Below are 18,671 nucleotides of genomic sequence, written 5' to 3' on the forward strand. Positions count from 1 at the left end.
TCTCGGCTTCGTGTCATCACTGCGCTTTAGCTCGGGAGAGTCTCTGTGAAACAGGTTTCCGTTCTGGTCGTCTTCCTGATCTGCGCCGCCCTAGATGATCGAAACTTCCTTCCCTCTCAGACCCTGGCTGGGTTGGCGGATGCCCCCCCGCCGCAGGCCTACGCCTTCATTAATGGGCAGTGGTTTGACGGGGCAAGCTTTCAACGCACGATCTGGTATGCGGTCGAGGGGCGATTGACGCAGAGGCCTCCGGCGGGCGCCGTTGAGACCGTCGATCTGGCTGGCGCCTTCATCGTTCCTCCGTTCGGTGAAGCGCATAATCACAACGTCGAAGGCGAAGGGAACCTCGACTCCGTCGTCGCTCGATACCTGAGGGATGGCATCTATTACGTCAAGATTCCCAACAACGTCCGGGAATTCGCCGTGAAGATCAGGAGCAAGGTCAATCGATCCTCCACCATCGATGTGACCTTCGCACACGCGGGCCTCACGGGAACCGGAGGCCATCCCGGCACCTTGTACGAGGATGTCCTCCGAGCCGGTCGCTATGAACCGGTCGTCGGCCCGCTGGAACGGGGATGGTTCCGGAATCGGGCCTATGTCGAGATGGACACGAGGCAGGAGGTGGAGGACAAGTGGGCAATCGTGCTCAACGGCGAGCCTGATTTCATCAAAGCCTACCTGGTGCATTCGGAGGATGCCGGGACCGAGAGGCTCGGCGCAACGACGGGAGTCCGGAGGGGCCTGAATCCCACGCTCCTACCCGTGGTCGTCGCCAAAGCGCATGCGTCCGGAAAGCGAGTGACCGTCCATGTCGAAACAGCGGCCGATTTCCGCCTGGCCGTTCAAGCGGGGGCGGATGAAATCGCCCATCTGCCCGGTTGGCTCGTGCGGAACGCGCGCGATGTCGAGCTTGCCCGCCTGACCGAGGACGACGCGAGGTTAGCTGCGGAACGAGAGGTGATCATTGTGACTACCACGGTCGCCGGAAAAGCCATGCCCGCGGCCGCGACGTCGCATCTGCACGATGATCATCCTGGCGGCGACCACGACTTAGGGGACGGCGAGCGCCATGGAGATGCCCCCGCACTTCGCCATGACGCGCGGAAGGTGCAGGGCGAGAACCTCGCGTTGCTGCGTCGGCATGGTGTGCGATTGGCCATTGGGAGCGACCATGCCGACACCTCCCTTGCCGAGGTCACTCATCTTCGTACCTTCCACCTCTTCGATAACCTCACGTTGCTCAAGATGTGGTGCGAAGCCACGCCGGCCGCTATTTTCCCCGAGCGCAAGATCGGCCGGTTCGCAGAAGGGTATGAGGCCAGCTTCCTCGCCCTGGCCGGCAATCCGCTCGACGAATTCGAGGCCGTGCAGGCGATCCGCCTTCGAGTCAAACAGGGCCGGCTGCTCCCGGCACCGCCGTGAGGGGAGAAACGGTGCCCGTCTCTACGGCCGATCCTGTGGTTCGGGCGCTCCATCACCCGAACCGGTTTAAGTCAGATGAGAGGATGCGTTGATGATGAACGGTGCATTAGGTCGAGGGTGCCGATGGGCGTTGCTGGCTGCCGCCGTGACGTGCGTCTGTATGTCGTTCCCGTCTGAGGTCTGGAGCGCCAGCGAGGAGGCGCCGCTGGTCGAGGTGGCGCCTGTGGAGGTGAGAGGACAACGGATCGAGAACGTGAACGACGTCAAGAAGGAGTTTGCGCGAAGGCCGGCCAGCAATATCCTGATCGAAGAAAAGCAGATTACGGAGTCGCGCGCGCTGAATTTGCAGGACGTGCTGCAATTTGCTCCGGGAGTGCGCTTCCAGTCCAGGTTCGGCGCGGACGAAGGACAGTTTCAGATCCGGGGCACTTCACTCCGAAACAATTTTCACCATCGCGGGATCAATATCCTGATCAACGGGATCTTCTTCGGCGACGCCGACGGGTTCTCGGATTTCGAGTCGATCGACTTGCTGGCCTACGAACGGATCGAGGTCTACAAGGGCGCCAACGCCCTGCGCTACGGGGCCAATGCGATTGGTGGCGCGATCAACTTCGTGCCGCGGACCGGCTACAGCGCCTCCCAGTTGCAGATGCGGTTCATCGGCGGCAGCTTCGGCATGGTGAGCGGACAGGTCTCAAGCGGCAAGGTGACGCAGCCATTCAAGGTGGGCCACATGGACGCCACGATGGATTACTACGTCAGCGTGAGCGCCAACCACCAAGACGGGTTTCAAAGCAACAGCCAGCAATCGCGGGAGCGGGTCAACGCCAATATCGGCCTCCAGTTGGGATCCCATCAGGAAATGCGCACGTATTTTCTTCAGGCGAACGTGGCCGAACGGCTGCCCGGAGCGCTCACCACGGCCCAATTGTTCGCCGATCGACGGCAGGCCGGAGGACAAACGACTCCACCCCTGCCGCCGCCCTTCTTCGCCTGCGTTCAGAACAACCAGACCTGTAACTGGGGGCGGTATTACAATCTCCAGCGGATCGGCATGGCCTATCGGAACGAATTCGCCGCGAATCAATTCTTGGAAATCATTCCCTACTATTCTTACCAGTATCTCGACCATCCGATCTTTCAGACGATCAAGCAGGACAATAACAACGTCGGCGGTGAGGTCCGATACCGGAACGCGAATCACCTCTTCGGCCGGCCGAACGTCTTCGTCGTAGGCGTTCAGCCTCGTTACGGCGATCAACATCAATGGCGTCTCGTGAACATCAACGGCAACAACGGCGCGATGACGCAGAATGCGCACATTCGCACGACCTACTTCGGCGCGTACGCGGAGGATCAGTTCGACGCCACCGAGGCGCTGACCATCGTCCTTGGCGGCCGGTGGGACTACAGCGGCCGGCAGGCCAATATCCAGAACTTCGGGCCGGCCGGCAATCCATTCGATCCCAGCATCCCGTCCGTCCTCACCAACACGCAACAACCGCTTCAACATTTTGACGCCATCAATCCCAAGCTCGGGTTCGTGTACCGGACGTCGTCGCACGCGCAACTCTATTTCAACGCGAGCCGCGCCTACGAGGCGCCGCTCAATGTCGAGTTGACGTCGGCCAATAACCCCGACGGCAGCCCCAATACGGGTTTCCTGAATCTTGACGCCCAGCGGGCCTGGCAGTTTGAGATCGGACATCGCGGCAAGGCCGCCAATGGACGGTACTTCTGGGACATCACGGCCTACGATTTGGAAATGCAGAAGGAGATCATTACGAACCTGATCAACAACAACAATACGTTCCGCAACGCCAACGCGACGAGACATACCGGAGTGGAAGCCGGCGGCGCCGTCGTCGTGGCGAGGGGGTTGTGGGCGAACGGACCTGGGCAAGAGGCGGATCAGGTCACCATGCGGGCGGCCTATACCTGGTCTCTGTTCAAATTTACCGACGACGTGTACGGGGCCACGACGACGGGAGGACCCAATGTTCTGATCGCCAGGAGTGGGAATCGCATTGCCGGGGCGCCGGAGCACAGTCTGGCCTACGAAGTCCGTTACGATCATCCGAAAGGCTGGTGGGTGGCGCCGAACTTCGAGTGGGTCCCGAGCGGGTTCTACGTGAACTATCTGAACACTGTGAAAAATCCCTCGTACTTCGTACTCCATTTGAAGTCTGGCTGGAATATCACGCCTCACCTGACCCTCTATGCCGAGGCACGAAACTTGACAGACAAAACCTACGCCGGTGCCGTTACGGTCAATGATCCGTTGTTCCGATATGCAAACGTGGCACAGGGGATCAGCGGGTATGCCGGGCTCGAATACAAATTCTAGGCACAGGAGGCCTCGACGAAGGGCGACGAGTTCAGGCGCAACAGAAGACAATCACCGGGCAAGATTGAGTTGGTGCAACGATGGGCAAGGATTGGCGGGTGTGGGTAGACAGTGGGAGGCATTGAGCCTATAAGGACTGCGCGAGATTAGGAGGATACTCATGCGCACGGTGTGGTGGGCGATGCTGATGTGGGTGCTCTGCGGGTCCGCTCCGGCGTGGGCCGGGAATGATACGGCCTTGCGCACGCTGCTGCGCGCACAGGCCTTCAATAAAGAGTTCGAAGGATTCGATTCGTATGATGTCCTCATTGAGGAGGATCGAGCGTTCGACAATGGCTCACGGGAGGTGACGGCCGTCGCCGTGGGAAAGTTTTTGGACCATCATAAGCGGCTCAAGGTTCTGTTTCTCGTCGCCGGGGACCTCATTATAGGTGGACAGATCCTGGAAGGGACGGACCTTCCGCCCTGTGTGGCTTCGGGCAATCATCCGGCTTCATCACTTTAACCTTTTACAAGGAGGTAGTCGGTATGTATCGGCCTTTGATGGTCGTAATCATGGTCATAGTGGAAGTGTTCGCGGGGAGCCCGGCCGTGTTCGCATTGCAATCCGGCGGCGTGGAGATCGGCGATCTGGAAAGCGGGTCCGTCGTGGGCCAATCCTTCAAGGAGCTGCCGGTCGATCTGGAGCTTCAGGCGCTGGAAGGCGTGGGGGGCAAGAGCGTCTGGTATCCGCCCGTAGCCGTGCTCAATATGGTCGGACGCGCCGGGACGCCGGTGCTGCTGAAAGTGACCAATGCCACGAAGGCGGAGCAGACATTCGGATTGTCCGCCGAGGAAAACATTTCGGCCCCCACGACCTTGAACGTCAAATTGACGCTCAAGCCGGGCGAGACGAAGTACATCGGCATCCCGACCAGCGACCTGACCTATGTCACGGCTGGTAGTGTGCTGCGATACCATTCGCTCACTGATAAGAGCGTGTTGGGAGGACAATTGATGGTGATGAAGTAAAGGGCTGGATTCGGTTCCGTGCGAGAGAAGCCCTGTGACCTGACAATCAGGTCACAGGGCTTGTCGTTTTGTCTTCTCTCGATCCGCCTCTGCATTGATTTCGCGGTACCCCGCCATTATAGTCACACGAATATGGGGGGGAGGCTCGTGAAACTTCGGTGGCCGCCAGTGTGCCTGCGGGCCGGGGGCAGGAAAGTTCCGGCTCGGTGGGCCGATAAAGCCAGTAGACTTTTAACCATCGGGTGGGTGCAGGCGCTTGTCGTCGTGCTTCCGTTGGTCGCTGAGGCCGCTCCGTCCGAAAGCGCGAGGCGAGCCTATGACCATGGGCTGCAACTCGTAAAAGAACGTCAGATCGATGGCGCGATCGAGGCCTTCACCAGGGCGACGGAGGCGGACCCTCGATTTGCGGAGGCCCATTACCAACTGGGGCTCGCGCTGCTCACGGGAAAGCGGCAGCGGCAGGAGGCGGCGGATGCGTTCCGCCGGGCGCTGGTGGCTTCCCCCAAACATGTCGAGGCGCAATATGAGTTGGCCATCTTGGCTTTGCAGGACGGCCAGACGCGCGAGGCCGAGCAGGGGTTGATCCGGGTCATTGAGTTGGCGCCCAAACATGAGCAGGCCTATTTGGAACTCGGCCGGCTCTACGAGCGCCGGCCCGCGGTCGAGCAGGCGGTCAAGACCTATCGGGCCCTCCTCGCCGTTGATCGAGACCACCCGGAAGCCCTCTATCGGCTGGCCGGCCTTGCGGATGCCGCCGGCGACGCGGCCGGCGCCAAGCTGTACCTGGACCGGCTGTTGAGAGCCCGCCCGAAGCATGCCGATGGGTGGTACCTCAAAGGCCGCCTCGCCGAAAGGAACAACGATCTGGTGGAGGCGGCCTACGCCTATCGGCAGGCCATTCAAGCCAAGCCGGGATTCATCGACGCGAGATACAACCTAGCCTTCATCCTGCGGAGCCAGGGACAGACGGCGGAGGCGGCCAAGGAACTGTCCGACATCATCAGGCTGAAGCCGGAACATGCCGACGCCCATATGAATCTCGGCTTGGCCTACACGAGTCTCAACCGTCTCGACGAAGCGGAGCGGGAATATGAGGCGGCGGTGAGCTTCAACCCCGACCTGGCCGAGGCCCACTACAACTTCGGCGTGTTTTTGGAACTGCACCGCAAGGACATGGTCAGGGCCCTCGCGCAATATCGAAAATATCGCGAATTGGGGGGACGGGATGATCGGGTGGAGCGCATCCTCGGGCACTAGCCCGCATTATTCATGACGATTCGTGGCGAAATCGCGCAGTCGCCAGGCGAGACGGGCAAGCACAGCCGCGAAGAACCAAGGCGTACTTGAAACAGTACGTCGAGGGACTGAGCGGCGAGCACGCCCGCCGTCAGGCTCTGTCGCAGCGGCGAATCCGCGATTGCAGCAGAAGCGTTCATGAATAATGCGGGCTAGCGCCTGCTACCACCAGGGATAGCGACCATAGGGTCCCCAAAAATAGTAATAGCCAGGGTAGACCGGCCGGTAGAGGTACCGGGTTTCAGTAGGCGGGCTCCAGACGTGGAGCTGTTTGATGGTGAGGATGGGATAGACATAGTCGATCTCGTCGAGCGGGAGCGTGGCGCTGCCAGTGACTTCCCCGACGACGGTCACGCGCGCGCCGGGCGGCAGCGCCGCCGGGTCCATCGGCTTCGTTTCCATCGCGAAGAACCGGCCTTGTGTCGCCATGCGATCCGTCGCAGGTTCCTGATTGTCTTCCAGGGGAAGCTGCAAGACCTCGACCCTGGTTCCTGTCTTGAGACGCTTGGCGGCAAGCACTTCCCCGCCGAACATGACGACCCGCCCGCGATAATTTTCGGGCGCCTCGATGAGCTGGGGAAAGGCGACGCTCCGGTCGATCTGCTCCGTCTGCGTGATCTCCAAACTCGAAGGAGATTTCGTACAGCCAGCGGCGACGAGCCACGCAGGCAGGGCGGCGATCAGCAGCCAGCGAGTCATGCTGGGATTATAGCAAGGGCATGGCCCCGGTTCATCGACTATAATGAAGCACGTGTCCGGAGAAGATCCGGAAAAGAAAGGAGAGCCCTGTGAATCGTGGTGGACAGATCTGGAAGGTAGTCGCGCTGGCATGGCTGGCCGGTCTGTGGTCCGTTTCCGCCGGACCGGCAGTCGCCGCGCTGGAGAAGGCCGACAAGGCGGAGTTGAAAGGCAAGTACGAGCTGCTCAATGAGCCCTCCACGCACGTGAAGGGCAAGGTGAAGCTGGTCGAGTTCGCCGATTTCTACTGTCCCCATTGCCATCACTTTGAGGAGGCCGGGCTGCCGGTCCTGAAAAAGGAGTTCGGCGATAAGTTGGAAGCGACGATGGTGGGATTCCCCGTCTTCCGGCAGATGTTGCCGACCCCGTTCGAGATGTATGAGCAGGCCAAGACGATGGGGAAGGGCGAGGAAATGAAGAAAGTCCTCTTCCGAACCATCCACACCGACAAGGTCAAGTTCCTGGATAAGTCGCTCCGCGCCGTGCTGATCAAGGAAGTCGGGCTGGACCCCGTGGCCTTCGAGCAGGGCTTGGAGAGCGGCAAACCCATCAAGGCGCTCGAAGAGGGAAAGCGGTGGGGCGAGCGCATCAATTTGCAGCAGACGCCCACGTTGTTGCTTGACGGGAACATCAAAGTCACCGACATCAATCCTGAGAACGTGAAGCTCGTCATTCAGAGCATTCTCGACCAGGATGCGAAGAAGAAGTGAGAAGAAAGAGTGAGGAGTAAGGAGTGAGGAGTAAGTAGCAAGGAGTAAGGAGCGAGGAGGCCGCGGCACGCTGCCGCTTCCTGATCACTTTTCACGCTGCACGAGGACTATGGCGCGCGATCCCATCTGCGGCATGACGGTTGATCCGGCCAGGGCGGCCGGCCAACAGGTCCACGAGGGCACGACCTACTATTTTTGCAGCCAGCACTGCCTGCACACCTTTCAGGCGGATCCCGCTCGCTACGCCAACGCTTCCTCCGCCGGGTCCTCCTCGACTGCACCGGCGCCCCTGATGATGCCGCGCCCCTCCAAGAAGGGGCTTGTCATGGTCGAATCCCCTTCTTCTCCGACCGGTCCCACGGCGAAGGACCCGGTCTGCGGGATGACGGTCGTGCAGGCCTCGGCGGCCGCCACTTTCCTGCACGAAGGGACGACGTATTATTTTTGCTGCACCGGCTGCCGCGACCGGTTTCAGGCCGATCCCGACCGTTACCTCCACCCGGAGCGGGCCAAGCCCGCCGCTCCGGCGACGGGAACCGCGTCACGCTATGTCTGTCCGATGTGTCCGGAGGTCGAGTCCAAAACGCCGGCCCCCTGCCCGAAGTGCGGGATGGCGCTCGAACCGGCGACCGTGCAGCCGTTGACCGGCACGGAGTACGTCTGCCCGATGCATCCGGAGGTGCGGCAGGCAGAGCCGGGCTCCTGCCCGATCTGCGGGATGGCGCTGGAGGCCAGGACGGTCACCACACAGCAAGAGGACAATCCCGAGCTGAGGCTGATGAGCCGGCGATTCTGGCTCTGCCTCCCGTTGGCCTGCATCGTGTTGGTCACGGCGATGTCGGACATGATTCCCGGGCAACCCTTGCAGCGGATCGCCTCCCGGACGCAGCTCAACTGGCTGGAGTTCATCCTCGCCACGCCGGTGGTCCTGTGGGGAGGCTGGCCGTTTTTCGAACGGGGCTGGCATTCGCTCACGTCGCGCCATTTCAACATGTTCACCCTGATCGCGATGGGGACGGGCGCGGCCTACTTCTATAGCGTCGTCGCGACGCTGGTCCCCGACTGGTTGCCGGCCTCGTTCAAGCATGCCGATGGCGCGGTCGCGGTCTATTTTGAGGCGGCGGCCGTGATCACCGTCCTGGTCCTCCTGGGACAGGTCCTCGAACTGCGCGCCCGCAGTCAAACCAGCAGCGCCATCCGTTCGCTGTTGCAACTGGCTCCCTCCATCGCCCACCGTCTCCGCGGCAGCGGGCAGGAGGAAGAGGACGTCTCGCTGGACCTGGTCCATCCGGGCGACCGGCTGCGTGTGAGGCCCGGCGAGCACGTTCCCGTGGACGGCGTTGTCATCGAGGGAAGCAGCGCGGTCGATGAATCGATGCTGACCGGGGAATCGCTGCCGGTGGAGAAGGCGGCCGGCTCACGGGTGACGGCCGGTACGCTCAATGGGACCGGCTCCTTCGTGATGAAGGCCGAACGAGTCGGCTCGGAGACGCTGCTCGCCCGCATCGTGGCGATGGTCAGCGAGGCGCAGCGGAGCCGGGCGCCGATTCAACGATTGGCCGATGTGGTCTCAGGCTACTTCGTCCCGGCGGTCGTGGCGGTCGCTGTACTGGCCGGCCTCGCCTGGTGGGCCTGGGGGCCGGAACCCCGCATGGCTTATGCGCTGCTGAACGCGGTGGCGGTGTTGATCATTGCCTGTCCCTGCGCGCTGGGGTTGGCCACGCCCATGTCCATCATGGTCGGGACGGGCCGGGGGGCGACTGCCGGCGTCCTGGTCAAACATGCGGAGGCGTTGGAGCGGTTGGAGAAAGTTGATACGCTGATTTTCGACAAGACCGGCACCTTGACCGAGGGAAGGCCGAGGCTGAAAAGTTTCCGGTTCGTCCCTCCCTGGGATCAGCAGGAATTGCTCAAGCTCGTGGCCAGCCTGGAGCAGGCCAGCGAACATCCGTTGGCTTCGGCGATTGTGGCGGCGGCGGATGAGCAGGGAGTGAAGCGCAACGCGGCGAAACAGTTCCAAGCGGTCATGGGCAAGGGGGTCAAGGGGGCCGTCGAGGGCAAACAGGTGGCGGTCGGCACGGTTTCGTTCCTCAAGGACGACATGGGGGTGCCGGCGGCGGAGTTGCAGGCCTTGGCGGGGGAGGGAGAACGGTTGCGGCAGGACGGACAAACGGTCGTGTTTGTCTCGGTGGAGGGCCAGGCAGCGGGATTGATCGGCGTGGCGGACCCGATTAAGGAAACGACGCCCGAAGCCGTTCGCCTGCTCAAGGAAGACGGGTTGCGATTGATCATGGTGACCGGCGACAATCGCACCACCGCCCAGGCTGTTGCCGCCCGGCTGGGGATCACGGAGGTGCGCGCGGAGGTGCTCCCTGATCACAAGGGCGCCATCGTCAAGCAGTTGCAGTCGGAAGGGCGGATCGTGGCCATGGCCGGGGACGGCGTCAACGACGCGCCGGCGCTGGCTCAGGCCGATGTCGGGATCGCGATGGGAACCGGCACCGCCGTGGCCATGGAGAGCGCGGGCATGACTTTGATCAAGGGGGACCTTCGCGGGCTTGTGCGGGCCCGGCGGCTGAGCCGGGCGACCATGCGGAACATCCGCCAGAATCTGGTGTTCGCCTTCCTATATAATACGATCGGCGTCCCGATCGCGGCCGGGGTCCTCTATCCAGTCTGGGGACAATTGCTGAGTCCCATGCTCGCCAGCGCGGCCATGACCTTCAGTTCGGTGTCGGTCATCGGCAATGCGCTCCGGTTGCGGCGGATCCCTCTTTAAATAGATGCGAAACAGGATGCGACACCGGCGGGCTGCGCTGATCCTCCTGTGTCTGCTTGCCGCCGGGGGGCAGAGTTCCGAAGTTCCGGCGGCCGAACGGAGCAACGGCCTCGCCTCCGCGAGCGACCTGCAAACCCAGATCAAAACAACCGCCTCGAAGGTCACGCCCGCCGTCGTCAGCATTGCCTCCACCGTGTTCGTGCCGGATCAAGCCCTGAGCGACGAGAACCTGCCCTTCGGTCTGTTCCGCGACCAGCCGCCGCTCCGCCGGCAATATGGGCAAGGCTCAGGCGTCATCGTGTCGTCGGACGGGTACATTATCACGAATAACCATGTGGTGGCCGATGCGGTCGATGTGGAAGTGCTGTTGACCGACCGCCGCCAGTTCAAAGGCCGGGTCGTGGCCACCGATCCGAGGACGGACGTGGCCGTCGTGAAGATCCAGGCCTCCAATCTTCCGACCATTCCCTGGGGAGATTCGAGCAAGTTGTCGGTCGGGGATTTCGTGTTGGCCATCGGGAACCCGCTGGGGTTGAGCCGGACCGTGACGTTCGGCATCGTCAGCGCGGTCGGCCGCGCCGATGTCGGGGTGGCGGATTACGAAGACTTCATCCAGACGGATGCGCCGATCAACCCGGGTAATTCGGGCGGCGCGCTGGTGAACATCTGGGGCGAGCTGGTCGGGATCAACACCGCCATCGCCAGCCCCACCGGCGGGAGCGTCGGGGTCGGATTTGCCGTGCCGAGCAACATGGCGCGGGCGGTCATGCAAAGCCTGCTGAAGACGGGGCGGGTGGTGCGGGGATTTCTGGGCGCCTCGACGCAAGATGTGACCCCGCTGCTCAGCAAAGTGTTCAAGCTTCCGGACGTGAAGGGCGCCATCATTACGGACTTGCAGGCCAAGGGGTCGGCGGAACGGGCGGGCCTCCGTCGCGGAGACGTCGTGGTGCGGTTCGACGGCCGGGAGATTCTCGACGGCGGGCACCTGCGCAACCTGATCGCGGCGGCGCCGATCGGCAGCCGGCACAAGGTCGAGATCGTGCGCGACGGGCGCTTGTTCCATGCGGAGTTGGTGGTGCAGGAAGCGCCGCGGGAGCGGGCGAGGAGGACCGAGCCGCCGGACTTGGAAAGCCAGCGCACCCATCCCCTGGCCGGGCTCATGGTCGATGAACTGACTCCGATGATGGCCAAGCAAATGGGGGTGCCGAGCAACTCGGGAATCGTCGTGACCGACCTCGAAGAGGGCAGTCTCGCCGAAGCCTCCGGCATGCAGCCGGGCGACATCATCCTCGAAGTCAATCGCCAGCCGGTGCCCAATCTGGCCTCCTACCAACAGGTCGTCGAGCCGATTCGCCCCACCGACTTGACCCTCCTCCTCATCAACCGGCAGGGGACGGTGCTCTACGTCCCGATCCAGAGCGAATAGGGTCGAGGGCCGGCACGGGCCGGCGGCTTGCGCTCACGCGCTTCCCTTCATTACGGCCCGGCAGGCAGCGGATTCCCCCTGCGCATCCGATCCCTTGCGTGAAGCGTTCCACGCGCGCTCGCCGCATGCTCGAGCCGGTTCTTGCCGGTGACCTTGACGCCCCAGGATTCCTGGGCGCCGGTCACGCGCGATCGAGCGCCATGGGCAGAGGAACGAGGTCGAGTGATTCTGCGGGCGGCATCATGCCGATGTGAACCACGGGATGGGTGATTCGACGTGGAGAGGGAGTTAGGTGAGCGGCGGCGGGCATGCTGGATGCCGGTTTCGGCTTCGGTCTCGGAACAGCGGGCTGGTTGGGCGGCGCGTGATCGTCTGCCGGTCCATGCGGAGTCGCATCGTGAGGGGCGAGGAGGTGGCTATCGTAGTCGGTCCGGCTTGACGAGAGCAAATGGAAAATGGCGTCGGTTCTGCGGGCCTGGCGAGGACGATGCTTGCGGTCCGATCCGGAGCGAGTAGGGAACGCCTCACCTCGATCCTCGTATCCGATTCGATACCTCCTGTATCTCTTCGGATACGGCATGGTCGTTCATCCGGAGCCCGATATTCCGAAGACAGTCGGAGCTGCGGCTCTGGGGGCTTAATCCATGGTTTGGCCGGTGGCGCGGGCGAACCGGTACCCAACTTGCCTCCTATTCATTCCGACGGAGACACATGATTCGTGCTGAAGTTCCGGCGTAAGGAGAGGCTCATGAATAAACGATTGGCGACGGGGCTCGGGGTTCTGGGCATGATGGTCTGGCTGTCGTTATTTGCCGCCGGCCTGCTGCTGGATTCGAAACCCTATCGGAAGGCGATCGAGGGTGCGTTGAAGGCCAACCAGCCGGTGTCGGCCGAGCATGTGCTGTTGGCGGCGCTGCTGTTCACCCCGACCAACGTGGCGTTGCTCAGCGTGCTGGCCGGTTTTCTGGGCGGGTGCGCCAGCGTGCTGAACGATCGCAATCTCTTGCAGCACGAGATGCAGCAGGCTCAAGCCGGCGGAGATGCGGCGCGGGCTTCGCGACTGGAGCGGCGGATCAGATTCATGGGAGAGTCCCCGATCGTGTCGATGATGCGGGGATTCGTGGTCTATCTCGCCATTATCTCGGGCATCTTCCTGGTGATCTCGAATCCATTTGAAAACCCGACCATGGACCAATTCATCCGCCTGGCTGGCCTGTTCTCGGTCGTGGCCTTTATGATGGGCTATGATCCGACGAGGTTCGAAGAGTTGCTGGAAAAATTGTCCTCCGTTGGCCAAAAAGCCCAGCCGCGCAATCCGTGGCGGTCTTCGGAAAACGGGACTGCTAGGTTCGGCGCGAGAAGAACCGCGACAGCCTGGTGAAGAAGGAGGCGAGGTTGAAGACCAGGGACGCAGCCGCGGAGTACAGGCGGGAAGGCGTCGTTCCAAGCGTTTCGTTGAACGGCGAGAAGGTAATGAGCAGGAGGCATCCGTCATCGGTGGACGTTTCATGGTGCCGGCTGCCGGCCGCCGACCGGTGATAATCGCCGGGGAACAGCGCCTGTCCTTCGCAAACACAGCCACCCTCCAGCACGAACAGTTCTTCCACCGCCGCATGCCTGTGCGGGGCATGCCGATAGCCCGGAGCGAACCGGACCAGCGCCGTTGTCCGCCGCGTGACCGGGTCATTGTAAAGCACCTTCATCTTCATGCCGGCCGAGACTTCCAGCCAGGTCCCTTCCGAGGCCCTGATGAAGGTGAACTCGGCTCCGGCGGAGGCCGGCCGCTGCGGTTCGGTTTCGATGCGGGCCATCAGCTTGGCTTTGAGATCAGCCGGAGGCGGGACAGGCGGCGCCAAGGCTGCCAAACGGGCGGCCGTCTGCCGGAACTCCGCCACTTCGGCCCTGGCCGCTTGCGCGTCGGCCCCTTCATCCTCGAGAAGCCGCTCGAATTCAATCTGCTCCTGCCCGTCGAGAGCGTTCAGCGCATGCAACGGGGCCTGGTCCTGTCGATCATCCGGTCGCGCTGGTGTCATGACACGAGTCCTTCTCCATGGGGAGCGAGAAGATCGCGCAATTTGATCATGCCCAATCGCATGCGCGTTTTGATGGTTCCAAGAGGAATGCCGAGCCGTTCCGCGATCTCGCTCTGACTGTACCCGCCGAAGTAGGCCATGAGAATCGGCTGCCGCTGTTCCGCGGATAGGGCCTCCAGCGCCTGTTGCACAATCCTTCGCTGTTGCCCTTCGGCGGACTGCGCCTCGGGCGTCGCCTGATCCGATGGAAGCCACTCGGCTTCCTCCATCGAGGCATGCAGGGCGCGCTCGGTGCGTCCGGCCCTGATACGGTCGATCGCGCGGGTGCGGGCGAGGGTCATGAGCCAGCCGGCCACTGTGCCGCGTTGGCGATCATAGGTATGGGCCTGCTTCCAGACCTGCGTGAAGACGTCCAACATGACCTCTTCGGCCGTGTGGGTGTTTTCGACCATGCGCAGGATCAGTCCATAGACCTGCGGGCTGGATTGATCGTAGAGCCTGCCGAACGCAGTCTGGTCGCCCTGCGCCGTCCTGGCGATGAGGTCGAGCCATTCCCGCTCTTGCGCCGATTGCTCAGCCAGCACGCCGACCATCCGTCTGCTCTCCTCCCATCTCTACGAGGTGAGAGGAACTATTGGATTCATCGCTGATCCCCATTCCGTCCTGCCAGAGAATCCCGTAGGGCGGGACCCAAAGGGTAGCACCGGGAGCCGTTCCCTTCAACCGGCCGCCCTTACCATCCGAAATTTAAAATTTGAAATTCGAAATTTGAAATGTGAAATCCAAACACCCCGCATCTCCCGTAGAGGCGAACGAGAGCCGGCCGAGCGCACCGGGGAATCGGAGCGTTTCACTCGCGCAATTCAATCCATCAACAGGAGGGAGCAACCATGAAGACGGGATTCGCCATGTGGATGGTCATCGGGCTGCTGGGGATCGCCACCGCAGGCTGCAACACGATGGAGTCATCGCCGGGCGGGAGGATGGCGGACGCATCGCTCTACGAACGGTTGGGAGGCAAGCCGGCGATTACGGCGGTGGTGGACGATTTTGTCGGCCGCGTGGCGGCTGACAACCGGATCAACGGGAAATTTGCCAACGCGAACATCCCTCGCCTCAAAACCATGTTGGTCGATCAAATCTGCGAAGCGTCCGGCGGACCGTGCAAGTACCGCGGGCGCGACATGAAGACCGCCCATGCCGGGATGCAGATCACCGGCGGGGAATTCGATGCCCTGGTCGAGGATCTGGTGGCCAGCCTCAACAAGTACAAGGTCGGCGACCGCGAGAAAAAGGAACTGCTCGGCGCGCTCGGTCCCATGAAGGGGGACATCGTCTCCTCCTCGGCCATGGGACCGAAGGATGGGGATCTGGCCTTGCCGATGGGTTACCAATCCTGGCCCAAGTTCCTGTCCTTCGTCCAGAAGCTGGACGTGAAGCAGGTGCGGGAACTCTACATCAATCCCACGGGATCGAGGACCAGACAGGGAGAGCCGTTCCCCAACGGCACCGTCATGGTGATGGAGATCTACAAGGCCAAGATGGACGGAGACCAACCGGTCAAGGACCCGGACGGCAGGTTGATCAAGGCGGATCTCGCGAAGGTCTTCGTGATGGGGAAGAACGAAGGTTGGGGACAAGATCAACCGGAGCATCTCAAGAACGGATTATGGCTCTATGCCGCCTACGGACCGGACGGGAAGAAGCTCATGGAGAATTTCGGGAAATGCCGCGCCTGTCACCAGCCGCAGGCTCAGAAAGATTTCGTCCACAAGTACGACGAGTATTTCCAACAGCGGTCGGCCATGTGATCGGCCGGCCGAACGCCACGGAAGGAGAAGCCTGTCATGAGACACATCAGCAGCCGTCACTGGGATCAGATGGAGAACAGAGCATGGCGGACGGCCCTGCGCGGCGCCGCCCTATGCATCGGGATGGTCGCTCTTGCGGCGGGCGTCGCCATGGCATCGAGCCACCGCGAAGCGCCGTTCATTACCGAACTGCCGAAGGTGGACGGAACGGATTTCTACATGTTCCGGAGCTATGAGCCGGGCCGGCAGGATTATGTGACGCTCATCGCCAACTACCTGCCCCTACAGGCCCCGTATGGGGGACCCAACTACTTTCAATTGGACCCGGAAGCGCTCTACGAGATCCACATCGACAACAATGGCGACGCGAGGGAAGACCTGACCTTTCAATTCCGGTTCAAGAACAGCCTGCAAGACTTGTCCGTGCCGGTCGGGCCGAGCGGTCAGACCAAGAACATCTCGGTGCCGTTGATCAATATCGGGCCGATCTCCTCCGGCAACATGCAGGCCCAGAACATTATCGAGACCTACACCATCGACCTCGTAAGGGGGAATCGTCGGACCGGGAACCGGCAGCCGGTCGTCAACGCCGGCACCGGCTCGACGACCTTCAGCAAGCCGCTCGACAACATCGGCAGCAAGTCCATCCCGAACTATGACCACTACGCGAACAGCTTCATCCACACCATCACGATACCCGGCTGCGGGACGCCCGGCAAAGTGTTCGTCGGGCAAAGGAAGGAATCCTTTGTCGTGAACCTGGGCGAGATCTTCGATCTGGTCAATCTGAATCCGCTTGGCCCGCCAGACGGCCGGCGCAACATCATCGACGATGCGAACATCACCTCGTTGGTTTTGGAAGTCCCGATCGCCTGTGTGACGAACGGGAGCGAGAAGGTCATCGGCGGCTGGACGACGGCGAGCCTGCGGCAAGCGCGCCTGCTGCGGCCTGCCGCCACCTTCGACCGTCCGGCGTTGGAGGGCGGGGCCTGGACGCAGGTCTCCCGGCTTGCGATGCCGCTCGTCAATGAAATCGTGATCGGGCTCAAGGACAAGAACCGGTTCAACGGTTCCAAGCCGGAGGATGACGCGCAGTTTGCCGATTACGTCACCAATCCCTCCTTTCCGTTCCTGATTCAGGCCCTGTTTCCAAGCGCGCCGGCCCCGACGCTCTTTCCAAGGGCGGATCTGGTCGCGGCGTTTCTGACCGGGATCAACACCCCGGCGACCGGCAATCTCAACCAGCCGGCCAACGTGGTGGCCTCCGAAATGATGCGCCTCAATACCGGCATCGCTCCCACCCCGAAGGCCGCTCAGAACAATCTGGGGGTGATTGGGGGAGACCTGGCGGGGTTTCCGAACGGGCGTCGTCCCGGCGATGATGTGGTCGACATCGAGTTGAGAGTGGCCATGGGGAAGCTGATTTCCGCCGGCCTGTTCGGCAACCAGAGCCAGGCGCCCGCCGGCGAAGCGCCGCTCACCGACGGGGCCCTGGTGAACGCCTCGTTCTTTGGCGACACATTCCCGTATCTGACGACGCCCATCCCCGGTGCGCCAATTCAGTAGGCCGACATTGATAAATCGAAAGGGGGACAACATGATTCGACTCCCATTCAGAGGCTTGGCGGTCGGCTGCCTGTTGGTTCTGGCCGGATGCAGCGGCGATGACGGCGGTGTGCCCGGAGGCCAGGCTGGCGGAACGACCGGCGGGTCATCGGACTCGTTCACGGCGATGGTGTCTCAGATCGCCTCCACGTCGCCGGAGGATACCGAGCCGGCCGACGTGGACCGGCTTGCACCCTCTCAGCCGGAGGAGGCCGAACCGGCCGCACTGTGACGTATCGGACGGGCGGGGAGGACCATGGGCCCCTCCGCCCTCGCAGGAGAGGATGGCGAGAGATGCGGAGATTCGTGTCGAGGATGGTGTTCCCGGTTGCGGTGCTGCTCCTGATCCCCCTGGTCCCATGGACAGGCAGCGCCGCCCCGTTTCTTCCATCGGACGACAAGCAAGTGTTGGAACGGGTCAGAGAGCGGCCCCTTGATCCAGCCTGGCAAGAATTGCGACGGCTTCGGGAGGCGGTCGCCCGGAAGCCGGGCGATCTTGAGTCGTCAACCAGGCTGGCCGCGCGCTACATCGAACAGAGCCGGAGCGAAGCCGACCCCCGATACCTCGGCTATGCAGAAGCCGTCCTCGTTCCGTGGCTGGGGCGGGAGCAGCCGCCTGCGGAGGCGTTGCTGTTGAGGGCGACGATCCGGCAGAGCCTGCATCGCTTCGACGAGGCGCTGGAGGACCTTCACCTGGTCCTGAGCCGGAAACCCCAGTCCGCGCAGGGCTGGCTGACGGCGGCGCTGCTCCATCAGGTCCGAGGCGACTATGGGCAGGCGCGACGGCACTGTACGCCGTTGATTCGGTTGGCCGGAGAGGTCGTGGCCGGCGCCTGCCTCGCCTCGGTCGGAAGCCTCACCGGCCAGGCGGAGCCCAGTTACGACTTGCTTCATCGGCTTTCCCGCCGCGGAGGCGTCATGAATCCTGCGGAACGCCAATGGGTGGCGACGTTGCTGGCCGAAATGGCTGAGCGACGAGGAGCTGCGGCCGAGGCGGAAGGCCATTACCGAGCGGCCCTGCGCATCGGCCTCCATGATTCCTACCTCTTGGCGGCCTATGGAGATTTTCTGCTCGACCGAGGCCGCGCGGAAGAAGTCATCCAATTGCTCAGACATGAGCGTAAGGCCGATGCGCTGCTTCTCCGGTTGGCTCTGGCGGAACAGATGGCAGGTCATCCCGACGCGACAGCGGATCGGGAGGCCTTGCGGGCGCGGTTCGAGGCGGCCGGGCGCCGCGGTGATCGCATTCACCTGCGCGAAGAGGCCCGCTTCACATTACGGTTGTTGGAGGATGCCGCCGCAGCAGTGCGTGTGGCCCGGGAGAATTGGGCGATCCAGAAGGAGCCGGCCGACGCCAGAATCTTGCTGGAAGCGGCCGTCGCTGCGAAAGACCGACCGGCCGCCCGCGCGGTGATGGATTGGATCGAGGCCAATCACCTGGAGGACGTGCGCCTGCACGACCTCATGCGCCGGATCAAGAGGTAACG

The 18,671-nt window shown here is 62.5% G+C and carries 16 protein-coding genes; 13 read left to right on the forward strand and 3 right to left on the reverse strand.

Going from position 1 to position 18,671, the window contains the following annotated elements:
- The first annotated feature begins 45 nt into the window (after positions 1-45).
- The 5 genes from QWI75_RS04540 to QWI75_RS04560 all read left to right on the forward strand — a co-directional run bounded on the left by QWI75_RS04540 (position 46) and on the right by QWI75_RS04560 (position 6,043).
- The gene (locus QWI75_RS04540) at positions 46-1,425 is read left to right on the forward strand and encodes an amidohydrolase family protein (protein WP_289267504.1); all 1,380 of its coding nucleotides are present in this window, start codon (positions 46-48) and stop codon (positions 1,423-1,425) included.
- Positions 1,426-1,585: 160 nt separating this feature from the next.
- A complete protein-coding gene (locus QWI75_RS04545) occupies positions 1,586-3,775 on the forward strand; it encodes a TonB-dependent receptor family protein (protein WP_289267505.1) in 2,190 nt (729 codons plus the stop codon).
- A gap of 160 nt (positions 3,776-3,935) precedes the next feature.
- A complete protein-coding gene (locus QWI75_RS04550) occupies positions 3,936-4,280 on the forward strand; it encodes a hypothetical protein (RefSeq protein WP_289267506.1) in 345 nt (114 codons plus the stop codon).
- A 23-nt stretch (positions 4,281-4,303) separates the two neighbouring features.
- On the forward strand, positions 4,304-4,786 hold the full coding sequence (locus QWI75_RS04555; protein ID WP_289267507.1) for a hypothetical protein: 483 nt from the start codon (positions 4,304-4,306) through the stop codon (positions 4,784-4,786).
- A gap of 147 nt (positions 4,787-4,933) precedes the next feature.
- The gene (locus tag QWI75_RS04560) at positions 4,934-6,043 is read left to right on the forward strand and encodes a tetratricopeptide repeat protein (RefSeq protein ID WP_289267508.1); all 1,110 of its coding nucleotides are present in this window, start codon (positions 4,934-4,936) and stop codon (positions 6,041-6,043) included.
- Positions 6,044-6,244: 201 nt separating this feature from the next.
- On the opposite strand, the gene QWI75_RS04565 is transcribed toward QWI75_RS04560, so the two are convergent.
- Positions 6,245-6,781, reverse strand: a complete 537-nt coding sequence (locus QWI75_RS04565; protein WP_289267509.1) for a Slp family lipoprotein — start codon at positions 6,779-6,781, stop codon at positions 6,245-6,247.
- A gap of 89 nt (positions 6,782-6,870) precedes the next feature.
- Between QWI75_RS04565 and QWI75_RS04570 the strand changes: the two genes are divergently transcribed.
- The 4 genes from QWI75_RS04570 to QWI75_RS04585 all read left to right on the forward strand — a co-directional run bounded on the left by QWI75_RS04570 (position 6,871) and on the right by QWI75_RS04585 (position 13,116).
- Positions 6,871-7,530: a DsbA family protein gene (locus QWI75_RS04570; RefSeq protein WP_289267510.1), complete on the forward strand. Its 660-nt coding sequence runs from the start codon at positions 6,871-6,873 to the stop codon at positions 7,528-7,530.
- A gap of 109 nt (positions 7,531-7,639) precedes the next feature.
- Entirely contained in the window at positions 7,640-10,309 is a 2,670-nt protein-coding gene (locus tag QWI75_RS04575; protein WP_289267511.1) for a heavy metal translocating P-type ATPase, read from the forward strand.
- 4 nt (positions 10,310-10,313) lie between these two features.
- Entirely contained in the window at positions 10,314-11,735 is a 1,422-nt protein-coding gene (locus QWI75_RS04580; protein ID WP_289267512.1) for a Do family serine endopeptidase, read from the forward strand.
- Positions 11,736-12,483: 748 nt separating this feature from the next.
- Positions 12,484-13,116, forward strand: a complete 633-nt coding sequence (locus tag QWI75_RS04585) for a hypothetical protein (protein WP_289267513.1) — start codon at positions 12,484-12,486, stop codon at positions 13,114-13,116.
- Here the strand turns inward: QWI75_RS04585 and QWI75_RS04590 are convergent.
- Positions 13,079-13,768 carry a cupin domain-containing protein gene (locus tag QWI75_RS04590; RefSeq protein WP_289267514.1) on the reverse strand — a complete coding sequence of 230 codons (690 nt, stop codon included), beginning with the start codon at positions 13,766-13,768 and terminating at the stop codon, positions 13,079-13,081. The two genes, QWI75_RS04585 and QWI75_RS04590, sit on opposite strands and share 38 nt — an antisense overlap.
- Complete coding sequence (locus tag QWI75_RS04595; RefSeq protein ID WP_289267515.1) at positions 13,765-14,361, reverse strand: sigma-70 family RNA polymerase sigma factor; 597 nt, start codon at positions 14,359-14,361, stop codon at positions 13,765-13,767. The genes QWI75_RS04590 and QWI75_RS04595 overlap by 4 nt, the downstream gene beginning before the upstream one ends.
- Before the next feature lie 297 nt (positions 14,362-14,658).
- Here QWI75_RS04595 and QWI75_RS04600 point away from each other — a divergent pair, with 297 nt between their 5' ends.
- The 4 genes from QWI75_RS04600 to QWI75_RS04615 all read left to right on the forward strand — a co-directional run bounded on the left by QWI75_RS04600 (position 14,659) and on the right by QWI75_RS04615 (position 18,669).
- Complete coding sequence (locus QWI75_RS04600; protein WP_289267516.1) at positions 14,659-15,579, forward strand: cytochrome P460 family protein; 921 nt, start codon at positions 14,659-14,661, stop codon at positions 15,577-15,579.
- A 69-nt stretch (positions 15,580-15,648) separates the two neighbouring features.
- Complete coding sequence (locus QWI75_RS04605) at positions 15,649-17,145, forward strand: DUF4331 domain-containing protein (RefSeq protein WP_370693616.1); 1,497 nt, start codon at positions 15,649-15,651, stop codon at positions 17,143-17,145.
- 31 nt (positions 17,146-17,176) lie between these two features.
- The gene (locus tag QWI75_RS04610; protein ID WP_289267518.1) at positions 17,177-17,416 is read left to right on the forward strand and encodes a hypothetical protein; all 240 of its coding nucleotides are present in this window, start codon (positions 17,177-17,179) and stop codon (positions 17,414-17,416) included.
- Positions 17,417-17,478: 62 nt separating this feature from the next.
- Complete coding sequence (locus tag QWI75_RS04615) at positions 17,479-18,669, forward strand: tetratricopeptide repeat protein (protein WP_289267519.1); 1,191 nt, start codon at positions 17,479-17,481, stop codon at positions 18,667-18,669.
- Positions 18,670-18,671: the final 2 nt, after the last annotated feature.

The organism is Nitrospira tepida, assembly GCF_947241125.1.
Taxonomy (GTDB): Bacteria; Nitrospirota; Nitrospiria; order Nitrospirales; family Nitrospiraceae; genus Nitrospira_G; species Nitrospira_G tepida.